This is a genomic window from Collinsella sp. An307 (genome assembly GCF_002161805.1).
Lineage (GTDB): Bacteria > Actinomycetota > Coriobacteriia > Coriobacteriales > Coriobacteriaceae > Coprousia.
In genome coordinates this window covers 79552-103158 of the sequence record NZ_NFIP01000005.1, presented here as the reverse complement: position 1 = coordinate 103158, position 23607 = coordinate 79552, and the positions used below count along the sequence as shown (strand labels likewise).

Sequence of the window (23607 nt, the reverse complement as noted above, 5' to 3'; positions counted from 1 at the left end):
TGCAGGCTGCAAGGGGGCGATCATGCAAATGGGCAGAGTGCCCCCAAGATAGACAAACGCCGGCATTATAGCAGGCTGGCGGCAAATATGCACGCCTGCCTCGGTATATGGTGGCGAATCGGTGGAGGACGGCGCCGGTTCGACCAAGCTGCTCCACAAAAAACGAGTGCTGCGCCTAGAGGTCCGCAGTGTCGAGCACGATAGTGAACGGACCGTCGTTTACAAGCGAGACCTGCATATGGGCGCCAAAGGAACCCGTCTCCACGCGACCGAGGTCACGACGGACCAAACCGGCGAAATACTCGTAGAGCTCCCGCGCTTGCGCTGGGTCGCCCGCGGCGGTAAACGAGGGCCGGCGGCCGCGGCGACAGTCGGCATAGAGCGTGAACTGCGAGACCACGAGCACCTCACCTTCCGTCTGCACAAGTGAGAGGTTGGTCTTGCCGGCCTCGTCCTCGCAGATGCGCAGGTCGCGGATCTTTGCCCAAAGACGCTCCGCCTCCGTCTCGGCATCGTCAGCGCCCACGCCAAGCAAGATCAGGTAGCCCTGGCCAATGGCGCCGACCACATCCTCCCCCACTGTCACGCTCGCTTGAAGGACCCGTTGAATCACCGCGCGCATAGGGTGCCCCTAGAGCTTTGCCGAGAGATCGACCAGCGCATGGTAGCGATGGCTGATGGCGTTCTTTTCCTCGGGCGTGAGCTCGGCCATGGTTTTGCCCGGGGTGTCTTGGGGCAAGAACAGCGGGTCATAGCCAAAGCCGTTACTGCCGCGTCCCTCAAACCCAATCGCACCCTCGCAGGCACCGGTGCCCGTGAGTGCGGTCCCGTCCGGGCGCACGAGCGCCACCACGCTCATAAAGCGGGCGGTGCGCTCCGGCGCGGGAACGTCTGCCATGTTGCCCAGGAGCTTGGCGTTGTTTGCCGCATCGTCACCGTGCACGCCGGCATAGCGCGCCGAGTACACGCCCGGCTCGCCGTTAAGGGCGTCCACCACTAGGCCGGAATCGTCGGCAACCGCCGCAAAGCCGGTCTCGGCAACGGCCGCACGCGCCTTGATGAGCGCGTTCTCGGCAAAGGTCGCACCCGTTTCCTCGGGATCCTCAAAATCGCCCAACTGCTTTATGGACACAAAGCGCACGCCGGGCATCGCGGCACCCAAAATGGCCTCGATCTCCACAAGCTTATGGGCGTTGCCCGTAGCCACCACAATCGTTGCCGCGGGGTCGAGCGTTTGAATGTCAATCTTCTCGAGAGCCATGCTTACTCCTCGTCGCGAAACGCCGTTACCTCATTTTGCAGGGCGATGAGCTTGGCAATGCCCGCATCGCCCAGATCGAGCAGGCGACCGAGGCGCTCGCGCGTAAACGGCATCTGCTCGCCGGTGCCCTGGACCTCGATGATTTCGCCCGTGTCGGTCGCCACCAGGTTCATATCCACCTCGGCATGGCTGTCCTCGCGGTAATCGAGGTCGAGAAGCTCCGCCCCGTCGACCACGCCCATCGAGACCGCGGCAACCTGGCCGGTAAGCGGCAGGCGCGCGATCTTGCCCGCGTCCACCCACGTCATGAGTGCATCGTGGAGCGCCACCCAAGCGCCCGTGATGCTCGCCGTGCGCGTACCGCCGTCTGCCTGGATGACGTCGCAGTCGACCGTGACGGTGAACTCGCCGAGCGCCCGCATGTTCACCACCGTACGGAGCGACCTGCCGATGAGGCGCTCGATCTCCATGCTCCGCCCTTTACGCTGGCTGCGCTCGCGCGAGGTGCGGCGGTTGGTCGAGGCGGGAAGCATGGCGTACTCGGCAGTGACCCAACCCTGATGGCTGGCACGGCGCCAAGCGGGCACGCCCTCCTCGATGGTGGCGGCGCAGAGCACCTTGGTGTCGCCGAACGTGACCAAACACGACCCGAGGGCGTTCTTGAGCACTTCGCGGGTGAGCGTCACGGGGCGCAGCTCGTTTGCGGCGCGGCCCCCAGCGCGGTTCACGGGAATGATGTCCATCCAATGCCTCCTTGTGTGTGGCTCACGTTGAGTCGAGATCTCAATCCTCGTCAGTATCGCACACTCCGTACGCGTGAGAAGATACAAAACATGCCCCATCGCCAGCACCTTAGGTAACAAATGGCGTTGCCGCCTTTTGAGTCGCATAGGGCGGGACTATAATTCCGGTGTTCGGCCTCTCTCGTCAAAAGGAGTGCACATGCTCAGAATCGGCCTGCTCACGAGCGGCGGCGACTGCCAGGCGCTCAACGCCACCATGCGCGGCATCGTCAAGACCCTCATCAACAAAAGCCCTGAGCCGGTGGAGATCTACGGCTTTGAGAACGGCTACCAGGGCCTTATCTACGGGCGCTACCGTCGCATGACGGCGCGCGACTTCAGCGGCATCCTCACGCGTGGCGGCACCATCCTGGGCACGAGCCGCACGCCCTTCAAGCGCCTCGACACGCCTGAGGCCGACGGCGTGGAGAAGGTCCCCGCCATGATCAAGACCTACAAGACGCTTGAGCTCGACTGCCTCTTCATGCTCGGCGGCAACGGCTCCACCAAGACCGCCAACCGCCTGTCTGAAGAGGGCCTGAACGTTATCGCGCTGCCCAAGACCATCGACAACGACACTTGGGGAACCGACATGACCTTTGGTTTCACCAGCGCCGTTGAGGTCGCCACCAAATGCATCGACGACATCCACACCACCGCCTCCAGCCACGGCCGCGTCTTTGTGATCGAGATCATGGGCCACAAGGTTGGCTGGATCCCGCTCTATGCGGGCGTCGCCGGCGGTGCGGACGTCATCCTCATCCCCGAGATCCCCTATGACATGAAAAACGTCATTGCCACCATCGAGAAGCGCATGCAGACCGGCAGCCGCTTCACCATCATCGCGGTGGCCGAGGGCGCCATCTCCAAGAAGGACGCCAAGCTCTCCAAGAAGGAGTACAAGAAGAAGGTCGCCGAGCGCACGAGCCCGTCGATTGTCTACGACATCGCAAAGGAGATTGAGGAGAAGACCGGTCGCGAGACCCGCGTCGCCATCCCCGGTCACACCCAGCGCGGCGGCGCGCCCGACGCGCAGGACCGCGTCTTTGCCACCCAGTGCGGCGTCGAGGGCGCGCTCGGCTGCCTCGACGGCGAGTTTGGCTTTATGGTCGCCCAGGTAGAAGGCAAGATGTGCCGCGTGCCGCTCAAAGAGGTCGCCGGAAAGCTCAAGTACGTCGACCCCAAGAGCGACCTGGTGCGCGAGGCCAAGGCACTCGGCATCAGCTTCGGCGACGAGTAACGCCCCTTGCAACGCAGCGGCGCCCGGGCACAAAGAGCTCGGGCGCCGTTTTTGGTAACGCCGACCGTTCTTTCTATTTCATTTCGCACCTTGACATAGAGTTTGCTTCAAGCGCTATAAATGAGGTCTGGCAGCGTGGAAAGGAACGTCGTCATGCGCATCGCCGAAGTTGCCCAGAAGTTCGCCATCAGCCCGGATACCCTCAGGTATTACGAGCGCATGGGGCTTTTGGGTCCTATCGCGCGCACGGCGAGCGGCGTCCGCAATTACTCCGAGGCGGATTGCAACCGCATCGAGTTCGTCAAGTGCATGCGCGGGGCAAACGTGTCCATCGAGGCGCTTCAGGAATACATGCACCTGCTTGACCAAGGAGACGAGACCATCGCTGCGCGCAAGGCCATCCTCGAGGAGCAGCGCGACATTGCCGCGGCACGCATAGCCGAGATGCAGGCCGGCCTCGACCGCCTCAACCACAAAATCGAAAACTACGACGAGATGCTCAAGGTAGAGGCGCAGATGCGCTAGGCCTTGGCGAAGTGCCTTAGCCTTCGATATCGCTCTCGGCAGCGGCGGAGGTCATCGCGACAGTACCTGGTGCCACGGCTGCCACGATGAGCTCGAGGAGCCGGTCGATGGGCATGCGGTCCTCCCGCGCCATCCAGGTGTTGACCGCGGCGAGAAGACCCGAGAGATAAAACTCCCGCATGATAGCGCGTTCCTCGTCCGTCATGCCTTCGTCGGGCAGAATAAAGCGATCGAGCAGAGGCGCGATGATGTCTTTCAGCCTATCGCCAAACGAAGGGTCACCGGCCATAAGGCGCGGCATAAAGCCGTCAAAGCGCTGCGCAAGACCGATGATGAGCCCCATATGCTGGGAGAAGTCGAGCGTATCGCCCGCAAGCAGACGCCGGTCCACCAGCGCGCGCACCTGCGAGAGCACGCCCTCCTCGAGCTGGTCGAAGAGGTCGTACACATCGCGATAGTACAGGTAGAACGTGGCGCGGTTGTACCCGGCGCGGTCGGTTATCTCGCGCACCGTGATCTTTTCTATAGGCTTCTCGAGGTACAGGCTCCAAAACGCCTGCGTGAGGTTCGCACGCGTCTGCTCGGTCACCTGCGGTTGCTTGGATGCCATCGGCACTCCCTCCAACCCGGACAAAGAGGGAGCGGCCGAACGCCCCGCCCCTTTGTCACCATCGCTCGACAATTGCCGCGGCGGTGTCGAGTGCACGTCAAAGCCCGCCTTGCGCCCCACTATACTGGGTAGACAACACGATGTCGAGTAATCGGCATTCCGTATTCTGCATAACCCAGCGAGGTCACGCGCTATGGCATATATCGAGTTCAAAGACGTAATCAAAGCCTACGGTTCAGGCGAGACCCTCATCCACGCGCTTGATCGCGCGAGCTTTACCGTCGAGCGGGGCGAGCTCGCCGTAATCCTTGGCGCATCGGGCGCCGGCAAGACCACAGCGCTCAACATCCTGGGTGGCATGGACACGCTTACCTCCGGCACTGTCACGGTGGACGGGCGCGACATATCGAGTGCCTCGGAGGCCGAACTCGTCGAATACCGACGTACCGATGTGGGCTTTGTCTTTCAGTTCTACAACCTCGTCCCCAACCTGACGGCGCTCGAGAACGTCGAGCTCGCGAGCCAGATCTGCCCGGGCGCCCTCGACGCCGCCGAGACCCTTGCCAAAGTGGGCCTTGGGGCGCGCATGGGCAACTTCCCCGCTCAGCTCTCCGGCGGTGAGCAGCAGCGCGTCTCCATCGCGCGCGCCATCGCCAAAAACCCCAAGCTCCTGCTCTGCGACGAGCCCACGGGAGCCCTCGACTACGTGACCGGCAAGCAGATCCTGCAGCTTTTGCAAGACACCTGCCGACGCGACGGCATCACGGTCATCATCATCACGCACAACTCGGCGCTCGCCCCCATGGCAGACCGCCTCATCCGCTTCAAGAGCGGCAAGGTGACCGAGATGACCTTGAACGAGCACCCCACCCCTATCGCGGATATCGAGTGGTAAACCATGGCAGGCCACCGCACGACACCATCCGCACACGGCCCGGCGGCGTTCACCAAAGACACGCTGCGCACCATCGCCAAGAGCAAAAAGCGCTTCCTCTCGATCGTTGCCATCACTGCGCTGGGCGCGACCATGCTCACCGGCCTGTCGATGGCATGCATCGACCTGCGCCAAGCGGCAGACGACCTGTACGCGCGGCAGAACTTGTTCGATATATCGGTGCAGTCGACCTTAGGTCTTGTGGAGGACGACCTTACCGGGCTCGCCGCCATTGAAGGCGTTGAGACGGTCGAAGGCGGCTACGAGCAGGAGACCTACACGCGCGTTGACGGGCTGCGCGCAACCGTTGCCGCAAAAGCGCTGCTCGACTCCGGCATCAACGAGCCGTATCTGGTGGAGGGCGAGCTACCGGACGCCCCGGGCGAGATTGCGGTCACGCAGAACTACCTCAACGAGGCGGGCAAGAGCATCGGCGACACCGTCGAGCTGGAAGAGACTCCGCAAGAGGACCCCACGGGCCTATCCGACCTCGAAACCGGCACCGATGAAGATGAGGACGAGTCCGCCGCAGACGATACCGAGGACGAGGGCGACCCCGTCGTAGCGGGCGGCACCTACACCATCGTCGGCACCATCATCGACCCGGCGAACATCACCCAGCCCGAGGGTCCCGTCGCCTTCCGCGCCGCCACCTCCTCCGACTACACCTTCTTTGTGGACAAGAGCGCCGTGGTGGACCCCGAGGCCTACACGGTCGCCTACCTCTCCGTTGCGGGGACCGACGACCTTTCCGCCTATTCGGCAGAATATGAGGCACTGGTGGACGAGGTCCAGGACCGCGTAGAGGACTTGGCGCCGCAGCGCGAACGCGCCCGTACCGAGGCCATCAAAAACGACGCCTATGCCGAGATTGACGAGGCCGAAGCGGATGCCGCCGAGCAGATTGCCGACGCCGAGCAAGAGCTCGCCGACGGACAGAAAACGCTCAACGAGAGCTTGGCCGAGGTGTTCGACGGCCAGCGCGAGCTCGATGCCCAACGCGCGGACGCCCTCGCCCAGCTTGACGATGCTCAGGCGACCATAAATCAGAATCGCCTGACGCTTGCCGAGGGCATGGCAGAGCTCGAGCAGGGGCGCGCGGAGCTTGCCGAGGGCATCACCGCATACAACGCCCAACTCCCTGCCGCGGAGCGCGAGCTCTACGACGGCCAAGCGGAGTTCGATGCGCAGCGGGAGACGTTCTACGGGACCACACTCCCTGGGCTTGAGGCACAACGTGACGAGGTGAACAACGCCGTCGAAACCCTGCCGGGGACCATCGCCGAGCTCGATGGCACCGTGTCCACTCTTGCCGGGGGTCTTACGCAGCTGGCGGACGGCATCGAGAGCATGGGCGCTGCCTCAGGCGGCTCCGGCAACGAGGGAGACGCGGCCGAGGACGCAATTGACAACACCACAAGCAGCGGCATCGGCGGCGTAGGCGGATGGAACGCTGGTACGGGCGCAGGAGACGCCCAATCTGCTCTCACTATCGTGGCCGCGCAACTGAGAGCGTGCGCGACTAAACTCAACGACAGCTGGGCGGGCGTCCAGAACGCCAACGGTGCAGACGAGGCAGCAACGGCAGAGGCCGTCAGCGCATTCTCGCAGGCAGTTACCGAAAGCTTGCAGACGCTCGATACCGTTGCCCCCAGTATCAATACAACGCTCGAGGGCCTTCTCGCGCAGCTCAACGCCGGCATAGAGCAGGCGAACTCCCTGATTTCCCTTACCAACGGCGAGCTCGAGACCCTCGGTAACGACATCGAAAAGCTGCAAGGCAAACTCGACACGATTGATGCCGAGATTGCCGCGCTCGACCCCAGCGACCCCGATTACGAGAGCGACCTTGCCGCGCTTCAGACCGAGCGTGAAGAGCCCGCTGCCAAGCTTGCAGAAACCCAGGAACGCAAGGCGACACTCGAGAAGACGCTTGAAACTGCCAACGCCACACTCACCCAGCTCGAAGTGCAGCAAACCGCACTTACTGAACAGCAGACGGGCATCGACAACCTCCAAGCTGGCCTTGCCCAGCTCGCTAATCCCGAAAGCGACCAGAACGCCACAGCACTCGCCTCCGGACGCATCCAGGCGGCAGCCGGCCTTACCGAGGCACAGGCAGCCCTCCCTCTCCTCGAAGAGGGCATCGCCACAGCAAAGACCCAGGCAGAGGCCGGGTTTGCAGAGGCCCAGAAACTCATCGATAACGGATGGGCGGCGCTTTGGAGCGCCCACGACGAGCTCACGCAGGCGCAAGCGCTCATCGACACAAACGCTGCCGCGCTCGCCGACGGGCAAAAGCAGCTTGCTGAGGGTCAGGCGGAGCTCATCCGACAGCGCGCCGACGCCCTTGCCCAGCTTAACGATGCCCAGCGCCAGCTCGACGACGCGCTCGCGCAGATCGCCGACGGCCAGGCGGAGCTCGACGAGGGCCGCGCCACGCTCGAAGAGGAGCGCGCCGATGCCGCCGAGCAGATTGCCGACGCACGCGACCAGGTGGCAGCCGTCGAACAGGCGACCTGGTACGTGCAGGACCGCTCAAGTTTGGGCAGCTATTCGAGCGTCGACTCCGATGCATCGTCCATCGAGGCCATCGCCCGCATCATCCCCGTCATCTTCTTCATCGTTGCCATCCTCGTGAGCCTCACCACGGCAACCCGCATGGTTGACGAGGAGCGCGTCCTCATCGGTCTGTACAAGGCGCTTGGCTACTCCAAGGCCCGCGTGCTCTCCAAGTACCTCGTCTACTCGGTCTCCGCCGCGCTCATCGGCGGCATCATCGGCGACATCGCAGGCTTTGTCCTCATCCCCTACATCCTCTTCTACATCTTCCAGGCGATGTATTTGCTCCCGCTTTTCAGCCTTAACTTCAACCTCTTCTACGCCGTCCTCGGCATCGCTGCCTTTGTGATTGGCATCGGCGGCTCGACCTTCCTGAGTTGCCGCGCCGTACTTGCCGAGACGCCCGCCACCCTCATGCGACCCAAGGCGCCGCGCGCCGGCTCGCGCATCTTCCTCGAGCGCATCACGTTCATCTGGCGACGCATGGGTTTCCTCAACAAGGTCACCGCACGCAACCTCTTCCGCTACAAGAAGCGCTTCTTCATGACGGTCTTTGGCATCATGGGCTGCACGGCACTTCTCATCTGCGGCTTCTCCATCAAGAACACCGTCGAGTCGCTCGCTCCGCGCCAGTACGAGCAGATTTACCGCTACGACCTCATGGCGGCAACCATGGCAGAGGACTACGACACGTGTCTTGCCATGCTAGAGGATGCGCCCGAGGTGACGAGCATCGAGCCTATCGGCGTGGACAACGTGACGGTTGAGTTCGACGGCGCCAAGGAGAGCATGCAGCTCTACGTCATTCCCACCGGGTCTTCCATTGACGAGTACGTCTCGCTTGAGGCGCTCTCAGGCGAGCACATCGATCTGGAGGACGCAGGTGTGGTCATCACCAACAACGCCGCCACCGTGCTTGGCCTTGACGCGGGCGACACGGTTGAGATAACCACGAGCGCTCTTGACGAGGCGGAGCCCACCATTGCTGCCATCACGCGCAACTACCTCGGCAACGCCGTCTACATGACCGAAGCCGCCTACGAGGAGCTCTTTGGCCCACTTGAGCTCAACGGTTTCTTTGCCCACCTCGACGGCACGCAAGAGGAGCAGCGCGCCTTTGCCGACACGCTTGAGGACGACGAGGAATTCCTCTCCATCACAAGCGTCGCCAAGATGCATGAGCAGTTCGAAGAAAGCTTCACCCTCATCAACGTGGTGGTCTACGTGGTCATCGCTCTAGCTGCGGGACTTGCATTCGTGGTGCTCTTCACGCTCTCGACCGTGAACATCGGCGAGCGCGAACGCGAAATTGCCACCATCAAGGTCCTCGGCTTCCGCAAGCGGGAGGTGCGCACCTACATCAACAAGGAGACGCTCCTGCTCTCGGTCATCGGCATCCTCGTTGGCCTGCCCGCCGGCTGGGCGCTCTCCGAGAGCTTCACCTACATCCTCAAGATGCCGTCGATTTACTTCGACGTGGAGGTGGGACTTTGGTGCTTCGCCCTTGCCGCGGCGTTCTCTATTGTGTTCGCCATCGCGGTGAGTCTCATTACCAACCGCATGCTCGACCGCACAAACATGGTCGAAGCCCTCAAGAGCCCAGAATAACGCGATACCTCTGCAGCTGCTCTTTTTCGGTACCCGACGGGGCCGCTGCAACGAGCGGTCCCGTACCTACCGCTCGGCAACGGCTATGTAGTCGTACTCGCAATACCAGAAGTTCCGCTCGTAGAACTGCTCTTCAAAAAGCTCGAGGGCGGCTTCCATCCACTCGCAGTCGTTGCGCCGCTGCATGTCTGAGGGGTCGCGCTCGTAGGCCTTGGTAAAGTAATCGCTGCGGTAGGCAAAGCTCTCACGGAACAGCGCCTCGCGATCATCGAAGTCGATGCTGCTCAGGTCCTTCATGTTGCTGAAGATGCGAATCTGGTGATACCCCGAGTCGGCCAGCTGCGTAAAGAGCTTGCGCCCATTCAGGCGATCGGACACGCCCTCGGCCGTCAGACTCTTCTGGATGATCTGGTCCATCAGCTCCTTCTTAGGGTAGCAGAGCCTGCTGCCATCGTCTGAACCGCGCAGGATAATGCGCCCCTTCGGGGAAAGGAAGCGCCTCAGATTACGCAGCACCTTGTTGGGATCTTTCAGGTGATGCAGCGTGAGCGCCGAGAAGATGATGTCAACCTTGTCGATGCCCTGTGCATCCAGAAGCGCCCGGAAACGCTTGCTAAAATCCTTCGCCTCCAGGTCGATAACCTCAAAGGCCATCTTGGGCTCGTCTGCATGCATTTCGCGCGCACGGTCAATGACCTCGGCGTTGTTGTCAATGCAGAGGATCTTGTCCACGCAGTCGAGCGCGGCAAAGCGGTCACGCGCAACGTAGCCGTAGGCGCAGCCCGCGTCGAGCACGACCATATGATCGCGCAGCACGCCCTCGTCGCGCAGATAATCAAGGGCGATCTGGTCGGACGAGGCGGAGTTTGCCGCCTGGATCTTAAGCCTGCGAACCTCATCAGCGTAGGTGGAGGAGTATACCGACTTATGGCGTCGGTCGACCGCGGGAATCGACGCAAAGGAGTGGACCTCCGGCATTGGCGGGATGCCCTCGTCGAGCCCTTCGGCCGACTGCCCCTGGAACCGCTTGAGCGCGTTCTCGGCAAAATCGCAAAACGCGCTTATGCCCATGTCGTCGGCGTTGCAGTTCTGGTAGCTCCTCAGCGCCCGCGGCAGCGAACGCGGATTGATGTTTCTGGTAAAGGTGATGATCTCGCCGTCCTTTACCCCGTCCAGAACATCGGTATGGAAGCTCTCCCACTCGTAGCGAATCCAGCGCGATTTGATGTAGGCGAGGTCGGTCCCTATGACGATGAGGATCTTTGCCGTGTCAAGCGCTTTGTCAATCGAACGCTTGTAGACGCTCTCGCCGAGCCGCAGCAGCGTGATGTTGCTGTAAAACGTGCTGATGCCGCGCGCGCAAAACTCCTTGTACACCTGCTCCGCAAGCGCCGCATCTTCCGTCTGAAGACCATTCTCGGCTGTATTCTTGAACGAGATGAAGATATCAAACTGCTCCATGGCTTCCCCCAGCCTACTCGCTATCTAGGGCATTGCGGGGACGGCCCAGCAGACGGCCCCGCATCCGAGGATCCGCACTCTTAGGGCAGGTCGTTGCCCGCCGCCTGATAGAGGCGCCACCACTCCGCGCGGGTGAGCTCCACGTCGGCGCCCGCGGCGGCATCGCGGATATGGTCCGGCGACATGGAGCCGCAGATGACCTGGATGTTCGCCGGATGCCGCAAGATCCACGCCGTCGCCACCGCCGTTGGCGTGGTGCCATGTGCCTCAGCCACCTCATCGAGCGCGGCGTTGAGCTCTGGGAAGTCCGGGTGACCAATAAAGCAGCCCGCAAAGGTACCAAACTGGAAGGGACTCCACGCTTGGATGGTCATGCCGTAGAGGCGCGCGCACTCAATAAGGCCGCCGCCGCGCTCCGTCGCCGGCGCATCGTCCATGTTGACGTGCAGCCCGCTGGCGATAGCCTGCGTGTGGCCCAAACCAAACTGCAGCTGGTTCACCTCGAGCGGCACCTCGAGCGCACTCTGGATGAGGTCAATCTGCCAAGGATTCATATTGCTCACACCCAGCTGGCGCACTTTGCCCGCCTCGACCATAGCGCCGAGCGTATCGGCAAGCTCGTCGATATCAACCAAGGGGTCGGGGCGATGAAGCAAGAAGAAGTCTACGTAGTCCGTCTGCAGGCGCTCCAGCTCCGCATCGAGCGCGCGCTCAAGGTGCTCGCGCGAGAAATCGTAGCGCTCACCCGGCACGATACCTGCCTTTGTCTGGAGGATAACGTTCTCACGCGGGACGTTGAGGTCGCGCAGCGCCTGCCCGAGCGCGCGCGAGCTCGCGCCCGCGCCGTAGATATCCGCCGAGTCAAAGAAGTCGATGCCCGCTTCGAGCGCGGCAGAAACCGTCGCCGCCGCCTCTTTGGGCGAGCGGCCCGCCAGGCGCATAACGCCGAGCGCCACGCGCGACGCCTCGATATCTGTCATGCCGATCTGCTGCTTCTTCATGGCTGTCTCTTTCTGTGAACTAAGTTGGCGTTGCTTCTCTCATGGTAGCGAATACCTCCTGCGCAGAATCGGGCGCGCAAGACCATGCCGTGAGCGGCACCGTATAGGCCGCAACCGCGCGCAGCGGCGGCGCGCATCGCGTCTCTTCCATTCGATTCGAAAGTGGGCATCAAATTCAGAGCACCCAGCGTAGCGCCGCTATATCCCGGTAAAACGACGTGCATATCGGCACAAAATCAAGGGTCTATTTGGCATTCCGCAAATTTGATGCCCACTATCGCATCGAATCACGGGGCAACGCATGGACGGACGCATTGCGCACCAGGCAAGGGCCGCATACAAACGCTTTGGCTCACGCGATGGAATACGCCTACAACTCAGCAAAGCGAATATCGGCCGCTCGAACGAAGCGGCACGGAACGGGGCACCGATGATGAACATCGGCGCCCCGTTCTACACCCTCTATGAGCAAAAGCCGCTGCGGCAGTTAAGCGCAGAGCAGCTTCGCAATTTGGACGGCGTTGGTAGCCGCGCCCTTGCGGATCTGGTCGCCGCAGCACCAGAAGGTGATGCCGCGCGCCACATCGGGGTTGGAGATGTCGCGGCGTACGCGACCGACCCAGATGAGATCCTGGTCAGAGGTGTCGATCGGCATGGGGAAGCGGTCGTGCGCGCTCTCGGCCGCACGGTCATCCACAAGCTTCACGCCGGGTGCAGTGGCAAGCGCCTCGCGCACTGCCTCAAGCGTGACGGGGCGCTCGAGCTCAAGCGTGACGCTCTCGGAGTGCGAGCGGAGCACCGGTACGCGCACGCACGTGCAGCAGACAGCGAGCTCGGGGAGGTGCATGATTTTGCGCCCCTCGTTTTGGAGCTTCATCTCCTCAGAGGTGTAGCCCTCCTCGTTAAAGCCACCGATCTGCGGAATCAGATTGCTTACCAGCTGAGCCGCAAACGCGCGCGGCTCAGGAATCTCCTCGCCGCGACCCATGGCGCAGATCTGCGCCTCAAGCTCCGCCATGCCCGGCGCACCGGCACCAGAGGCGGCCTGATAGGTCGAGACAATCATGCGCTTCACACCGGCGAGCTGATGGATGGGCCACGTGGGCACCAGCGCGATGATGGTAGCGCAGTTGGGGTTGGCAATGATGCCGTGGTGCCAAGAGATGTCCTCGGCGTTAATCTCGGGAATGACGAGCGGAACCTCGGGATCCATACGGAAGGCGTGGGAGTTGTCCACCACCGTGGCGCCTGCCTCGACGGCCGCAGGCAAAAGCTTCTTGGCGATGGCGTCGTCCGCCGCGCCGAGCACGATGTCACAACCTGCAAACGACTCCGGCGTCGCCTCTTCGATAACGATGTCCTCCCCGCGGAAGGAGAGGGTCTTGCCCGCCGAGCGCGCGCTCGCCAGAAGGCGCAGCTTACCTACCGGAAAATCCTGCTCCTCGAGGCACTGGAGCATCTGCGTGCCCACTGCACCCGTGGCGCCGAGTATCGCAACCGTGTAGTCCTTCATGTCCGTTCTCCCCTGTTCAGGCAACGCGGCTCGCGTGAGCCCCCGGCTCCTCGCGTGGCGTTGCTACTCCTTCTCGTCCGCATCCGCGACGCGCGGGCGCGCATCCTCCTCGGCCTTTTTGAGATCCTTGAGCTCGAGAAGATGGTCGCCGTCGGAAAACGCCCGGTAGATGGCGCGAATAGCATGCTCAAAGTCATCCCGGTGCACACCGACGATGATGTTGATCTCATCGGACCCCTGGGCAATCATGCGGATGGAGATGCCCTCGTTGCCGAGCGCCGCAAAGAGCTGGCCGGAGACGCCAGGGCGCCCGATCATGTTGCGGCCAACGGTGGAGATGAGCGAGAGGTCGTCGACTACCTTGATGCCGTCCGGCGCGACCTCGGTCTTGATGTCGGCAACGATCGACCAGATGCAGTCCTTCACATCGTCGCCCTGCACCACCACGGCAAAGCTGTCGATACCCGAGGGAATGTGCTCGACCGATACGTGATAGCGCTCAAAAATCGAGAGGGTGCGGCGGATGATGCCCACCTCGTTAGACATATGGTCCTTGAGCACGTGCACGGCAACAAAGTTCTTCTTGCCCGTGACACCCGTGATGATGGGCTCGCTCGCCACGTAGTTCTCGCGGTCGGAGATAACGGTGCCGGGATCCTCGGGGCGGTTGGTGTTCTTAACCGCGATGGGGATGCCCGCCTCCATCACCGGGAAGACCGCCTCCTCGTGCAGCACGCTCGCACCCATGTAGGAGAGCTCGCGCAGCTCGGAGTAGGTGACGCGGCTGATGGGCTGCGGGTTGGCGACCACGCGCGGGTCTGCCGAGAGAAAGCCCGAGACGTCGGTCCAGTTCTCGTAGAGGTCGGCGCCGAGGCACTTGGCGAGGATGGAGCCCGAGATGTCGCCGCCGCCGCGGTCGAGCAGCTTAATCTGCCCCTCGCGCGTAGCGCCGTAGAAGCCGGGCATCACAAAGCCGCCGGGAATGCCGCGCTCCTGCACGAGCGCCTCGGTGCGGGTCATGGACAGCGTGCCGTCGTGATGGAAGGCAACAACATCCGCTGCGTCGAGGAAGGGCAGCCCCAGATACTCGGCCATGAGCTGGGCCGTAAAGTACTCGCCGCGGGAGACAAGCTCCTCGGTCGAGTACGCACCCGAGCGCGCCGTGTCGGCAAAGGCGGCAAACTCGTCGCGAATGGGATAGGCAAGCCCGAGCTCGTCGGCAATATCAAAGTAGCGCTGGCCGATGTCGGCAAGCAGATCGTCGCACGAAACGTGATAGCGCACGTGCGCCGCGACCAGGTAAAGAAGATCGGTCACCTTGGCATCGCCCGAGTGACGCCTGCCGCAGGCGGACACCACAACAAAGCGGCGGGCGGGGTCGGCCTCCACTATGGCGCGGATCTTCTTGAAGTGCTCGGCGTCCGCAACCGAGGAGCCGCCGAATTTCGCGATCTTAATCATGACGAACGGGTTACCTTTCCGGGTAGGGCACGTGCAGCGCGGCGGCTCTGATACCATGGGCCTTACGTTTCCGCGAGCTCGAGGCATTTTAGGAGCTACCGATATGAGTTTGTACCATAGCACACGTTCGCGCGCCGAGGAGTGCTCGGCCAAGGAAGCCATCCGCCAGGGCCTCGCACCCGACGGGGGGCTCTATGTTTCTGATGACCTCGGCTCGGCGAAAGTCGACGTAGATGGGCTGGCAGAGCTCGATTACGCCGCTATTGCACGCAACGTGCTTGGTTTGTTACTACCTGATTACACGGCAGATGAGATTGCCGCGTGCGTAGACGAGGCGTATACCGGCACGTTTGCGAGCCCCGAGGTGACGCCCGTCGTCCCGCTTGCAAAGGCGCCGGGCGCCGCCGCAGGCCCGCGCGCGCATGTGCTCGAGCTCTACCACGGCCCCACGAGCGCGTTCAAGGACGTCGCCCTCCAGATGCTGCCGCGCTTGATGGCGCGCGCCCAAGCAAGTGCCGGCGCGGGCGAGAAGATCATGATCGTGACCGCCACTTCGGGCGACACGGGCAAGGCGGCGCTCGCCGGTTTTGCCGACGCACCCGGCTGCGGCATCACCGTCTTCTACCCCGAGGGCAAGGTCAGCCGCGTGCAGGAGCTGCAGATGACCACGCAGGCGGGCGGCAACGTCGCCGTGGTCGCCGTGCGCGGCAACTTTGACGACGCGCAGAGCGCCGTGAAGCGCATCTTTGCCGACCGCGCGCTCGCCGAGCGCCTGGCCGCGGCGGGCATCGTGCCCAGCAGTGCGAACTCCATCAACGTCGGCCGCTTGGTTCCGCAGGTCGTGTACTATTTTGCCGCCTACGCGCAGCTTTTGCGCGCAGGTGCCATCGCCGCAGGCGACGCGGTCGAGTTCTGCGTGCCCACGGGCAACTTCGGCGATGTGCTCGCCGGCTACTACGCCAAGCTTCTGGGCCTTCCCGTCTCCAAGCTCGTGGTGGCGTCTGACAAGAACAACGTGCTCTTTGACTTCCTCACCACCGGCGTCTACGACCGCAATCGACCGTTTTTCACCACCACCTCGCCCAGCATGGATATCCTCATCTCATCCAACCTGGAGCGCATGCTCTACTACCTCTCCGGCGGCGACTGCGAACTCATCGCCCGCCTTATGGCCGACCTCGCTGAGACCGGGCGTTTTGAGGTACCGGCTGAGCTTCTCGCCAAGATACAGGAGACGTTTGCCTGCGGCTGGGCGGACGAGGACGAGGTTGCCGGCGCCATCGCCGCGAGCTGGCGCGAGAACGCCTACCTGATCGATCCGCACACTGCCTGCGGCTACCACGTGCTGGAGAAGCTGCCTGTCGCCGCGGGTAGCGCCGCGCGCGTACTGCTCTCCACGGCAAGCCCCTATAAGTTCCCTCGCGCCGTGCTCGAGGCGCTGGGCGAGGACGTCCCCGCAGATGACTTTGCCTGCATGCGCAAGCTCGAGGAGGTCACTGGCACCACCGCACCGGCGCAGCTTGCCGCGCTCGAGAGCGCACATGAGCGGTTCAGCGACGTGGTCGATGTTGCCGGTATGGGCGCCTACGTGGAGAATGCGGCGCTCAGGCTATAGGCACGCTCGGGCGGGAGGCGCACGCACCGCCCGCCGCTCAAACAGTCCTCGAAAAGGAGCCCGTTGGGCTCCTTTTTCTGCGGAACTCGCGACGGACGGTGCGTACGCCCCCCCGAGCGACCCCTTCCTCCCATGCTCGCCGGCGGCAACCGTATAGAAGCCGTGTAAAGCTTGCGGAGAATCCCCTCCTGCCGCGGCCGGCTCTTGACCATGCGCGCCTTGTTCGCATACCTTTGGCGTGCTTAAAAAGAGCGTGGACTTTTCTGGACGATAGGTCACCTTTTTGCCACGCAACCGAGAACGCGGTTGCGTGGCTTTTTCTGTGCGTAGGTAAAACGCATCGCGCATGCCACCACCCCGTTCTCACGCGAACAACGGTACCCAGCGTACCGGGAAAGGGGCACTGTGCACGATACGACCCGCTCTACAGCGAGCGCCCGCCAAAGCGAGCTCTCACCAGCCAAGAAAAGCCAGCGGACCCTGGCCGCCCTGCAGGTCTTTGCCGGCGGGGCCTGCTACGGCGCGATGGCGACCACCTACAAGCTCGCCTACGCGGCGGGCTTCACCTCCAACCAGGTTGTCGCGAGCCAGGCGTGGTTCGGCTGTTTGTTCTTCGTGCTCGCCGTCCTTATCGGCCGTGCGCGCGGCAAGCGGCTCAGCGCGCTGCCCGTGCGCACGGTACTCAAGCTCATGGGCCTTGGCGCCCTCACCTGCCTCACCTCGATCCTCTACTGCTACGCCATGAGCGTACTGCCCGCCCCGGTGGCGCTCACGCTGCTCTTCCAGTTCACGTGGATGGGTCTTGTCTGGCAGACCATCATGACGCGCCGCGCGCCGCGCCCAATCGAAATTGCGTCGGCGGCGGTCATCGTTGCGGGAACAGTCTTTGCGAGCGGCGTGTACCAGACCGGTATCGCCGGCTACGACCCCGTCGCCCTGCTGTGCGCGCTCGGCGCCGCCGTCTCGTGCTCCCTCTTTGTCACGCTCTCCGGCAAGGTCAAAGCACCGTGCGGCAACGAGCAGCGCGGGGCGATCGTCTGCGCAGGTTCGGTAATCATGTCGCTCGCCGTATGCCCGGACTACCTCGTCTCGGGAGTGCTCACCCAGGGCATCCTCCCCTTCGCCGCCATCGCCGGGTTCTTCGGGCTCATGTGCCCGGTCCTGCTCTTTGGGCTCGGGTCACCGCATCTGCCCGCCGGGCTTTCCACCGTCATGGCCGCCGCTGAGCTCCCCGCCGGCCTCTTTATCGCCATGATTGTGCTCGGTGAGCCCCTCGGTGGATCGAGTGGCTCGGGGTCGCCGTCATCTTGGCCGGCGTGTGCCTGGCGCAACTGCCGGAACTCATAGGCACCGGAAAGCGGCACGGTCATTGCTCCAGCGAGCACCGTGCCACCGCATAACAGAAAGGAGACCAGCCATGCCGTTTCCCGAGGGATTTCTATGGGGAGGCGCCACCGCGGCGAACCAATGCGAGGGAGGGTACAACGAGGGAGGCCGCGGCCTCGCCAACGTCGATGTCATCCCGCACGGCCACGAGCGCAACGACGTGAGCCGCGGGCTGCGCCGCATGCTCGACTTTGAGCCCGGGTATTACTACCCTGCCCAAACGGGTATCGATTTCTACCACCACTACCGTGAGGACATCGCGCTCTTTGCCGAGATGGGTTTCAAGGTGTTCCGCCTCTCCATCGCCTGGAGCCGCATCTTTCCCTTGGGCGATGAAGACGAGCCCAACGAGGAGGGCCTCGCCTTCTACGAGGACGTGTTCCGCTGCTGCCGCGACCATGGCATCGAGCCCCTCGTCACCATCACGCACTTCGATTGCCCCATCCACCTCATCAAGGAGTACGGCGGCTGGCGCAGCCGCAAGCTCATCGACCTCTACCAGCGGCTCGTGCGCGTGCTCTTCACCCGCTACCGAGGGCTTGTGCGCTGGTGGATCACCTTCAACGAGATGAACATGATCTTGCACCGCCCGTTCATGGGGGCGGGTATCGTGCTCGAGCCGGGCGAGAACCCGCGTGCGGCCGAATATCTCGCCGCCCACCACGAGCTCGTGGCGAGCGCCTGGGCGACCAAGATCGCGCACGAGATCGACCCCGAGAACAAGGTGGGCTGCATGCTCGCTGCGGGCAGCTACTACCCTTACTCGTGCCGCCCGGAGGACGTGCGCGCCGCGCAGCTCAAGAACCAGGAGAACTACTTCTTCGTGGACGTGCAGAGCCGCGGGCGCTACCCGGGATATGCGCTTAAGCAGTTCGAGCGCGAGGGCATCGACGTTGGGATGACCGAGGAAGACGAGCGCATCCTCGCCGCACACACGGTCGATTTCATCTCGTTTAGCTACTACTCGTCCCGCTGCATCGCCGCCGACCCCGCAACCGCCGGCGGCATCGCCGAGGGCAACGCCTTCGCGGGCGTGGAGAACCCCTACGTGCGTACGAGCGATTGGGGCTGGGTCATCGACCCGCTGGGCTTCCGCATCACCATCAACGATTTGTGGGACCGCTACCAGAAGCCGCTCTTCGTGGTGGAGAACGGGCTCGGCGCGTATGATGAGGTGAAGCCAGACGGCACCATCGACGACGATTACCGCATCGCCTACCTGCGCGAGCACATCGAGGCCATGCGCGATGCTATCGATCAGGACGGCGTGGAGATGCTCGGCTACACCACATGGGGTCCGATCGACCTGGTCTCCGCCGGGTCGGGCGAGATGGAGAAGCGCTACGGCTTCATCTACGTCGACCGCGACAACGAGGGTAACGGCACGCTCGCGCGCTCCAAGAAGAAGAGCTTTGACTGGTACAAGAAGGTCATCGCCACGAACGGCGAGAATCTGGGCTAGCCGCGCGGAGTCTTCGCGAAGTCCGCGCGGCTACGCCCCAGGTCGAGCCACCAACGGGGCCGATTTGAGCCAAGCGTCCCGCCGACCGGGCGATGGCCGCGCGACTGTTTCCGTTTCACGCGCAGGGGCGCGCACGCCGTGCCCCTGTTAGGATAAAGACGCATGACAGCTCCGCGCATGAGCATACATTCGCCAGAAGCGATGTGCCCATTCCCTTCGTCGCGAGTTCCGCAGCAAGCGAAGTGAGCGAGGACTGTCTGAGCAGCGAAGGGAATGGGCCCATCGACCAGGAGGAGACCATGATCAAGATCACCGTTCCGGCAACGAGCGCAAACCTCGGCATTGGTTACGACACGCTTGGCATGGCGGTGTCGCTCTATGCGCACGTCACGATGGACCGCGCGAGCGAACTCACCATTACCGGTTGCCCCGAGGAGTTCCGCAACGCCGATAACATGGTCTACCAGTCCTTCCTCTACGCCCTTGAGACGTGGGGCGAGAAGCCCTTCCCCGTCTCCATTCACATCGAAACCGAGGTGCCCGTCGCGCGCGGCCTGGGCTCGAGCTCGACGCTTGTGGTCGCCGGCATCATGGGCGCCGCGGCGCTCACCAACCACACCGTCACCCGCGAAGAGCTCGTGGCGCTCGCCACTTCGCTCGAGGGCCACCCCGACAATGTCGCGCCCGCGATCTTGGGCGCGGCCGTATGCTCGTTTACGCCCACAGGCGAGCTGCCACGGTGCCTTCGCTACGACGTCTCCCCGCGGCTGCGCTTCATCACCATCATCCCGCCCTACGAGGTCCACACCGCAGACGCGCGCAAGGTGGTGCCGACCGAGGTGCCGCTCAACACGGCCGTATGGCAGATGGGCCGCATCGCCGGCCTCACCCGCGGGCTCGAGACGGGCGACACCGCACTCATCGCCGCCGCGAACGACGACCGTCTGCAGGAGCCCTACCGCCGCGCACTCATACCCGACTACGACGCCATCCGCAAAGCCTGCCTCGCCGGCGGCGCCAAGACACTCTGGATCTCTGGCTCGGGCTCGACGCTTATGGCCGTCACGGACGACACCATCGTGGCGAAGTTTTTGCAGGTGCGCCTGCGCGAACAGTTCCCGGAGTGCGCGACGCACATCCTCACCTGCGACACCGAAGGCGCCCAGATCGAATACCTGTAGGGCCGGCAGCCTGCGCCGCCTCGCCCATACGGCCACGCCCTTTCGCCAGCTCAGGCGCGGCGCCAGTAGGCGATGGCGATCTGGGTGCGGTTCTTGAGGTGGAGCTTGGAGAGGATGGCGCTGATGTGATTGCGAACAGTCCCCTCGCTCAAGTACGCCGTTTGAGCGATTTCTCGGTTGTCGAGCCCATCGGCGATGAGCTCCGCCACCTCGCGTTCGCGGTCGGTAAGGCAGGCAAAGGGATCTGCAGCCGTCTGCGACGTCGCAGTATTCATGCATGAGACGCGCGCCAGCACCTCACCTTCGAGCACGCTCTGTCCGCCCATAACGGCGCGCAACGCCGGCGCGACGGCAGCGACATCCTGCTTGATGAGATAGCCCCGGGCACCGAGCGCAAGCGCACGTACGATGTACTCGTCATCAGAAAAGGTGGTGAGAAAGACGATGCGTGCCGATGGGTCGCGTTCAAGAATCTCCTGCGCGGCAGAGAGACCATCTCGCCCGGGCATCTGGATATCCATAAGCATGATATCCGGCGCGGCATCCGCGTATAGGCGCACGGCCGCGTCACCATCGGTGCCAGAACCGACCACGTCGATATCGGCCTCGGCACCCAAGATGATGCCGAGCGATTCGCACACGAGCGCATCGTCATCGATAATCGCAACCCTCATCATGCCTCCTGTTGCGCCTCACGCTTCTTGGGAATGCTCACAAACACGCGCCAGCTGCTCGGCTGCGCGCCCTCGCCGATGGGACCGGCGCGAAACGTCCCGCCAAGTGCCTGCACGCGCTCCTCGAGCGAGACGAGCCCCAGCCCCGGGGCGCCGTCACTCGTATAAGCGCCGTCGTTCTCTATGGTCAACTGCCAGAAACCGGGATGCTCCACCAGAGAAAACGAAACCTCGCGTGCCTTCGCATGACGGGCGACGTTGGAGAGCGCCTCGCGTGCCACGGCGCGCAGGCACGCCGCAACCTCAGGCGGCGCGACCGTTGCCTCCAGCCGGCATAGCACGGGCAGTCCACTCTCGGCTGCGATACGCTCAATCTGCGTCGCGAGGTCGATGTGCTCGTCGTGCAGGTCATGCACGCTCGCGCGCACCGTATCGAGCGCCTCCGTAAGGCTCTCCCCCAACGTTGCAAACGCTGCGCGCGCTTTGTCATCCTTGGCAAACACCACCTGATACGCCTGCGCCTGCAGGTGGGCACGCGTGAGCAGGTGGCCCACGTTGTCGTGAATCTCACGCGCGATGCGCGAGCGCTCCTCCAACACAGCAACCCGCACCTCAAGCTCGCGCTTATCACGCAGCTCACGGTTCTGGACCTCAAGCAGCCGCGAGCGCGCCGCCAAATCGTCGCGCTCCTGTTGAATAGCGCGCCGCTGGACAGCAGTCCGCTCCGTACGGCGGGAGAGCACATAGGCGACAATCGCGCAGCCCGCCACCAAAAGCTTCGCTGCGACCGGCAGGTCCGCCGTGCGCCACGCGGCCAGCAATGCGAGCGCCGGTACCACCAGCCACGCACGTTGCGAACTGCGCGCGAGATCATACGTTGCAAACGGCAAGGCAAACAACGCCTCGGGCACCGCAAATGCCAATGCGCAGACGCTCAGCGGAAGAAGCGTTGGCAACCATGTGACCGCGTTGCGCAAGCAGCGTAGCAATCGACTCATCATGACCGTGTGCCCGCGCCGCTCCCGGCGTGAGGATGCGTCATCGTTCACTGCCGGACGCGCGGCATCGCGACCAGTGTGCACCCAATACGCCGGCATGCGACACGCCTCGACCAGCAGCGTCGCCGTCACACCCGCCAGCAGGCACACAACGGTACTGGCGCGCGACGCGAACGCCATGCCCACAACGAGCATCGCGCCCAGCAGCATGATCTTGTCGTACAACCTCTCCATAGCGTCAGTCTAGCGTACGCGCCGGTACCCGAAAACCATGACAAACGTCACTTCTCGCCCCGGCGCAGACACGCGATACTGCAACTAACTTGCCAGCGTTCCCCACATGCATGAACAGGAGGACACCCATGGCCATCGTCTCCGTACGGCAGCTCGTCAAGCGCTACGGCGACCTCGTCGCCCTCGACCACTTCGACCTTACCGTCGAGCGCGGCGAGGTCTTTGGCCTGCTCGGCCCCAACGGCTGCGGCAAGACCACTGCCATCAACTGCATGCTCTCGCTTTTGACCTACGACAAGGGCACGATTGAGCTCTTCGGCGAGCCCATGGGACCTGCACGCTACGACCTCAAGCGGCGGATCGGCATCGTGCCGCAACAAGTGGCCGTCTTCAACGAGCTTACCGTTGAGGAAAACATCGACGCTTTCTGCTCGCTCTACGTGGCGGACCGCACGCGCCGCCGCACGCTCGTAGACCGCGCCATCGCCTTTGTGGGCCTCGGCGATTTCCGCCGGTTCCGCCCACAGAAGCTTTCCGGAGGCCTCTTGCGCCGCCTCAATATCGCCTGCGGCATCGCTCACGAACCGGAGCTCATCTTCTTTGACGAGCCCACCGTCGCCGTGGACCCGCAGAGCAGAAACGCAATCCTCTCGGGCATCCTAGCGCTCGTGGATGCCGGTGCGACTGTGGTCTACACGAGCCACTATATGGAGGAGGTCGAGCAAATCTGCGGGCGCATCATGATCATGGACCGGGGCCGCGCCGTGGCCGAGGGCACGGTGGGCGAGCTCAAGGGCATGATCGGTATCGGCGAGAAGATCGTGGTCGAGGTCACCGACCTACCCGAGGCCGCGCTCGACGCCGTGCGCTACCTGCCCGCCACCGTATCGGCAAGCTACCGCGGCCGCGAGCTACACGTTGCCTGCGCGCAAGGCGAGAGCCATCTGGCCGCGGTGCTCGAGGTGCTCGCGAGCTTTGGCGTGGCACCCGTGCGTGTGTACTCCGAGCCACCCACCTTAAACGACGTATTCCTCGAGATTACCGGCAATGAGCTCCGCGACCACGGTGCCGGAGACGAACGCCCAGCCGGGCGGTGAAA

At 63.4% G+C, this 23607-nt stretch carries 19 protein-coding genes; 9 read left to right on the top strand and 10 right to left on the bottom strand.

Annotated features, from left to right (window positions below; all coding sequences use genetic code 11):
• Window positions 1–175 precede the first annotated feature (175 nt).
• From dtd to rph, 3 genes are read right to left on the bottom strand one after another with little or no spacing between them, the layout of a single operon-like run.
• Window positions 176–622 carry a D-aminoacyl-tRNA deacylase gene (gene dtd, locus B5F89_RS05555; RefSeq protein ID WP_087430806.1) on the bottom strand — a complete coding sequence of 149 codons (447 nt, stop codon included), beginning with the start codon at window positions 620–622 and terminating at the stop codon, window positions 176–178.
• Between the two features lie 9 nt (window positions 623–631).
• Window positions 632–1261, bottom strand: coding sequence for an RdgB/HAM1 family non-canonical purine NTP pyrophosphatase (rdgB, locus tag B5F89_RS05550; RefSeq protein WP_143758341.1), 630 nt, complete (start codon window positions 1259–1261; stop codon window positions 632–634).
• Between the two features lie 2 nt (window positions 1262–1263).
• Window positions 1264–2004: a ribonuclease PH gene (gene rph / locus B5F89_RS05545; protein WP_087430805.1), complete on the bottom strand. Its 741-nt coding sequence runs from the start codon at window positions 2002–2004 to the stop codon at window positions 1264–1266.
• A gap of 199 nt (window positions 2005–2203) precedes the next feature.
• On the opposite strand from rph, the gene B5F89_RS05540 reads away from it, so the two are divergent.
• Window positions 2204–3283 (top strand): ATP-dependent 6-phosphofructokinase, encoded by a 1080-nt coding sequence (locus B5F89_RS05540; RefSeq protein ID WP_087430804.1) that lies wholly within the window; start codon window positions 2204–2206, stop codon window positions 3281–3283.
• Between the two features lie 153 nt (window positions 3284–3436).
• Window positions 3437–3808 (top strand): MerR family transcriptional regulator, encoded by a 372-nt coding sequence (locus B5F89_RS05535; protein WP_087430803.1) that lies wholly within the window; start codon window positions 3437–3439, stop codon window positions 3806–3808.
• 16 nt (window positions 3809–3824) lie between these two features.
• Here the strand turns inward: B5F89_RS05535 and B5F89_RS05530 are convergent, their stop codons facing one another.
• A complete protein-coding gene (locus B5F89_RS05530; protein WP_087430802.1) occupies window positions 3825–4418 on the bottom strand; it encodes a TetR/AcrR family transcriptional regulator in 594 nt (197 codons plus the stop codon).
• Window positions 4419–4611: 193 nt separating this feature from the next.
• Here B5F89_RS05530 and B5F89_RS05525 point away from each other — a divergent pair, with 193 nt between their 5' ends.
• Window positions 4612–5313 (top strand): ABC transporter ATP-binding protein, encoded by a 702-nt coding sequence (locus B5F89_RS05525; protein ID WP_087430801.1) that lies wholly within the window; start codon window positions 4612–4614, stop codon window positions 5311–5313.
• A gap of 3 nt (window positions 5314–5316) precedes the next feature.
• Window positions 5317–9522: an FtsX-like permease family protein gene (locus B5F89_RS05520; protein WP_087430800.1), complete on the top strand. Its 4206-nt coding sequence runs from the start codon at window positions 5317–5319 to the stop codon at window positions 9520–9522.
• A gap of 66 nt (window positions 9523–9588) precedes the next feature.
• Here the strand turns inward: B5F89_RS05520 and B5F89_RS05515 are convergent, their stop codons facing one another.
• The 4 genes from B5F89_RS05515 to B5F89_RS05500 form a co-directional block, all read right to left on the bottom strand.
• Window positions 9589–10983, bottom strand: a complete 1395-nt coding sequence (locus B5F89_RS05515) for a methyltransferase domain-containing protein (RefSeq protein WP_087430799.1) — start codon at window positions 10981–10983, stop codon at window positions 9589–9591.
• Window positions 10984–11063: 80 nt separating this feature from the next.
• A complete protein-coding gene (locus B5F89_RS05510; protein WP_087430798.1) occupies window positions 11064–11984 on the bottom strand; it encodes an aldo/keto reductase in 921 nt (306 codons plus the stop codon).
• 487 nt (window positions 11985–12471) lie between these two features.
• Complete coding sequence (locus B5F89_RS05505) at window positions 12472–13497, bottom strand: aspartate-semialdehyde dehydrogenase (RefSeq protein WP_087430797.1); 1026 nt, start codon at window positions 13495–13497, stop codon at window positions 12472–12474.
• Between the two features lie 63 nt (window positions 13498–13560).
• Window positions 13561–14958, bottom strand: a complete 1398-nt coding sequence (locus tag B5F89_RS05500; protein ID WP_087430796.1) for an aspartate kinase — start codon at window positions 14956–14958, stop codon at window positions 13561–13563.
• Window positions 14959–15061: 103 nt separating this feature from the next.
• Here B5F89_RS05500 and thrC point away from each other — a divergent pair, with 103 nt between their 5' ends.
• The 4 genes from thrC (at window position 15062) to thrB (ending at window position 20602) form a co-directional block, all read left to right on the top strand.
• Entirely contained in the window at window positions 15062–16573 is a 1512-nt protein-coding gene (gene thrC / locus B5F89_RS05495; protein WP_087430795.1) for a threonine synthase, read from the top strand.
• Window positions 16574–16978: 405 nt separating this feature from the next.
• Entirely contained in the window at window positions 16979–17920 is a 942-nt protein-coding gene (locus B5F89_RS05490; RefSeq protein ID WP_204230585.1) for a DMT family transporter, read from the top strand.
• 70 nt (window positions 17921–17990) lie between these two features.
• Window positions 17991–19421, top strand: a complete 1431-nt coding sequence (locus B5F89_RS05485) for a 6-phospho-beta-glucosidase (RefSeq protein ID WP_087430794.1) — start codon at window positions 17991–17993, stop codon at window positions 19419–19421.
• Window positions 19422–19720: 299 nt separating this feature from the next.
• Window positions 19721–20602 carry a homoserine kinase gene (thrB, locus tag B5F89_RS05480; RefSeq protein WP_087430793.1) on the top strand — a complete coding sequence of 294 codons (882 nt, stop codon included), beginning with the start codon at window positions 19721–19723 and terminating at the stop codon, window positions 20600–20602.
• Window positions 20603–20652: 50 nt separating this feature from the next.
• Here the strand turns inward: thrB and B5F89_RS05475 are convergent, their stop codons facing one another.
• Both B5F89_RS05475 and B5F89_RS05470 read right to left on the bottom strand, forming a co-directional pair.
• Window positions 20653–21276, bottom strand: coding sequence for a response regulator transcription factor (locus B5F89_RS05475; protein WP_087430792.1), 624 nt, complete (start codon window positions 21274–21276; stop codon window positions 20653–20655).
• Window positions 21276–22508 (bottom strand): histidine kinase, encoded by a 1233-nt coding sequence (locus B5F89_RS05470; RefSeq protein WP_087430791.1) that lies wholly within the window; start codon window positions 22506–22508, stop codon window positions 21276–21278. Before B5F89_RS05470 ends, B5F89_RS05475 begins: the two co-directional genes overlap by 1 nt.
• Before the next feature lie 128 nt (window positions 22509–22636).
• Here B5F89_RS05470 and B5F89_RS05465 point away from each other — a divergent pair, with 128 nt between their 5' ends.
• Window positions 22637–23605, top strand: coding sequence for an ABC transporter ATP-binding protein (locus B5F89_RS05465; protein ID WP_087430790.1), 969 nt, complete (start codon window positions 22637–22639; stop codon window positions 23603–23605).
• Window positions 23606–23607 lie beyond the last annotated feature (2 nt).

Bases quoted from the DNA above. Each gene is read 5' to 3' on its own strand.
- dtd (WP_087430806.1), bottom strand. From the start codon at position 622: ATGCGCGCGGTGATTCAACGGGTCCTTCAAGCGAGCGTGACAGTGGGG.
- B5F89_RS05505 (WP_087430797.1), bottom strand. From the start codon at position 13,497: ATGAAGGACTACACGGTTGCGATACTCGGCGCCACGGGTGCAGTGGGC.
- B5F89_RS05485 (WP_087430794.1), top strand. From the start codon at position 17,991: ATGCCGTTTCCCGAGGGATTTCTATGGGGAGGCGCCACCGCGGCGAAC.
- thrC (WP_087430795.1), top strand. From the start codon at position 15,062: ATGAGTTTGTACCATAGCACACGTTCGCGCGCCGAGGAGTGCTCGGCC.
- rph (WP_087430805.1), bottom strand. From the start codon at position 2,004: ATGGACATCATTCCCGTGAACCGCGCTGGGGGCCGCGCCGCAAACGAG.
- B5F89_RS05520 (WP_087430800.1), top strand. From the start codon at position 5,317: ATGGCAGGCCACCGCACGACACCATCCGCACACGGCCCGGCGGCGTTC.
- B5F89_RS05470 (WP_087430791.1), bottom strand. From the start codon at position 22,508: ATGGAGAGGTTGTACGACAAGATCATGCTGCTGGGCGCGATGCTCGTT.
- B5F89_RS05530 (WP_087430802.1), bottom strand. From the start codon at position 4,418: ATGGCATCCAAGCAACCGCAGGTGACCGAGCAGACGCGTGCGAACCTC.
- thrB (WP_087430793.1), top strand. From the start codon at position 19,721: ATGATCAAGATCACCGTTCCGGCAACGAGCGCAAACCTCGGCATTGGT.
- B5F89_RS05525 (WP_087430801.1), top strand. From the start codon at position 4,612: ATGGCATATATCGAGTTCAAAGACGTAATCAAAGCCTACGGTTCAGGC.
- B5F89_RS05535 (WP_087430803.1), top strand. From the start codon at position 3,437: ATGCGCATCGCCGAAGTTGCCCAGAAGTTCGCCATCAGCCCGGATACC.
- B5F89_RS05475 (WP_087430792.1), bottom strand. From the start codon at position 21,276: ATGAGGGTTGCGATTATCGATGACGATGCGCTCGTGTGCGAATCGCTC.
- B5F89_RS05465 (WP_087430790.1), top strand. From the start codon at position 22,637: ATGGCCATCGTCTCCGTACGGCAGCTCGTCAAGCGCTACGGCGACCTC.
- B5F89_RS05515 (WP_087430799.1), bottom strand. From the start codon at position 10,983: ATGGAGCAGTTTGATATCTTCATCTCGTTCAAGAATACAGCCGAGAAT.
- B5F89_RS05510 (WP_087430798.1), bottom strand. From the start codon at position 11,984: ATGAAGAAGCAGCAGATCGGCATGACAGATATCGAGGCGTCGCGCGTG.
- rdgB (WP_143758341.1), bottom strand. From the start codon at position 1,261: ATGGCTCTCGAGAAGATTGACATTCAAACGCTCGACCCCGCGGCAACG.
- B5F89_RS05540 (WP_087430804.1), top strand. From the start codon at position 2,204: ATGCTCAGAATCGGCCTGCTCACGAGCGGCGGCGACTGCCAGGCGCTC.
- B5F89_RS05500 (WP_087430796.1), bottom strand. From the start codon at position 14,958: ATGATTAAGATCGCGAAATTCGGCGGCTCCTCGGTTGCGGACGCCGAG.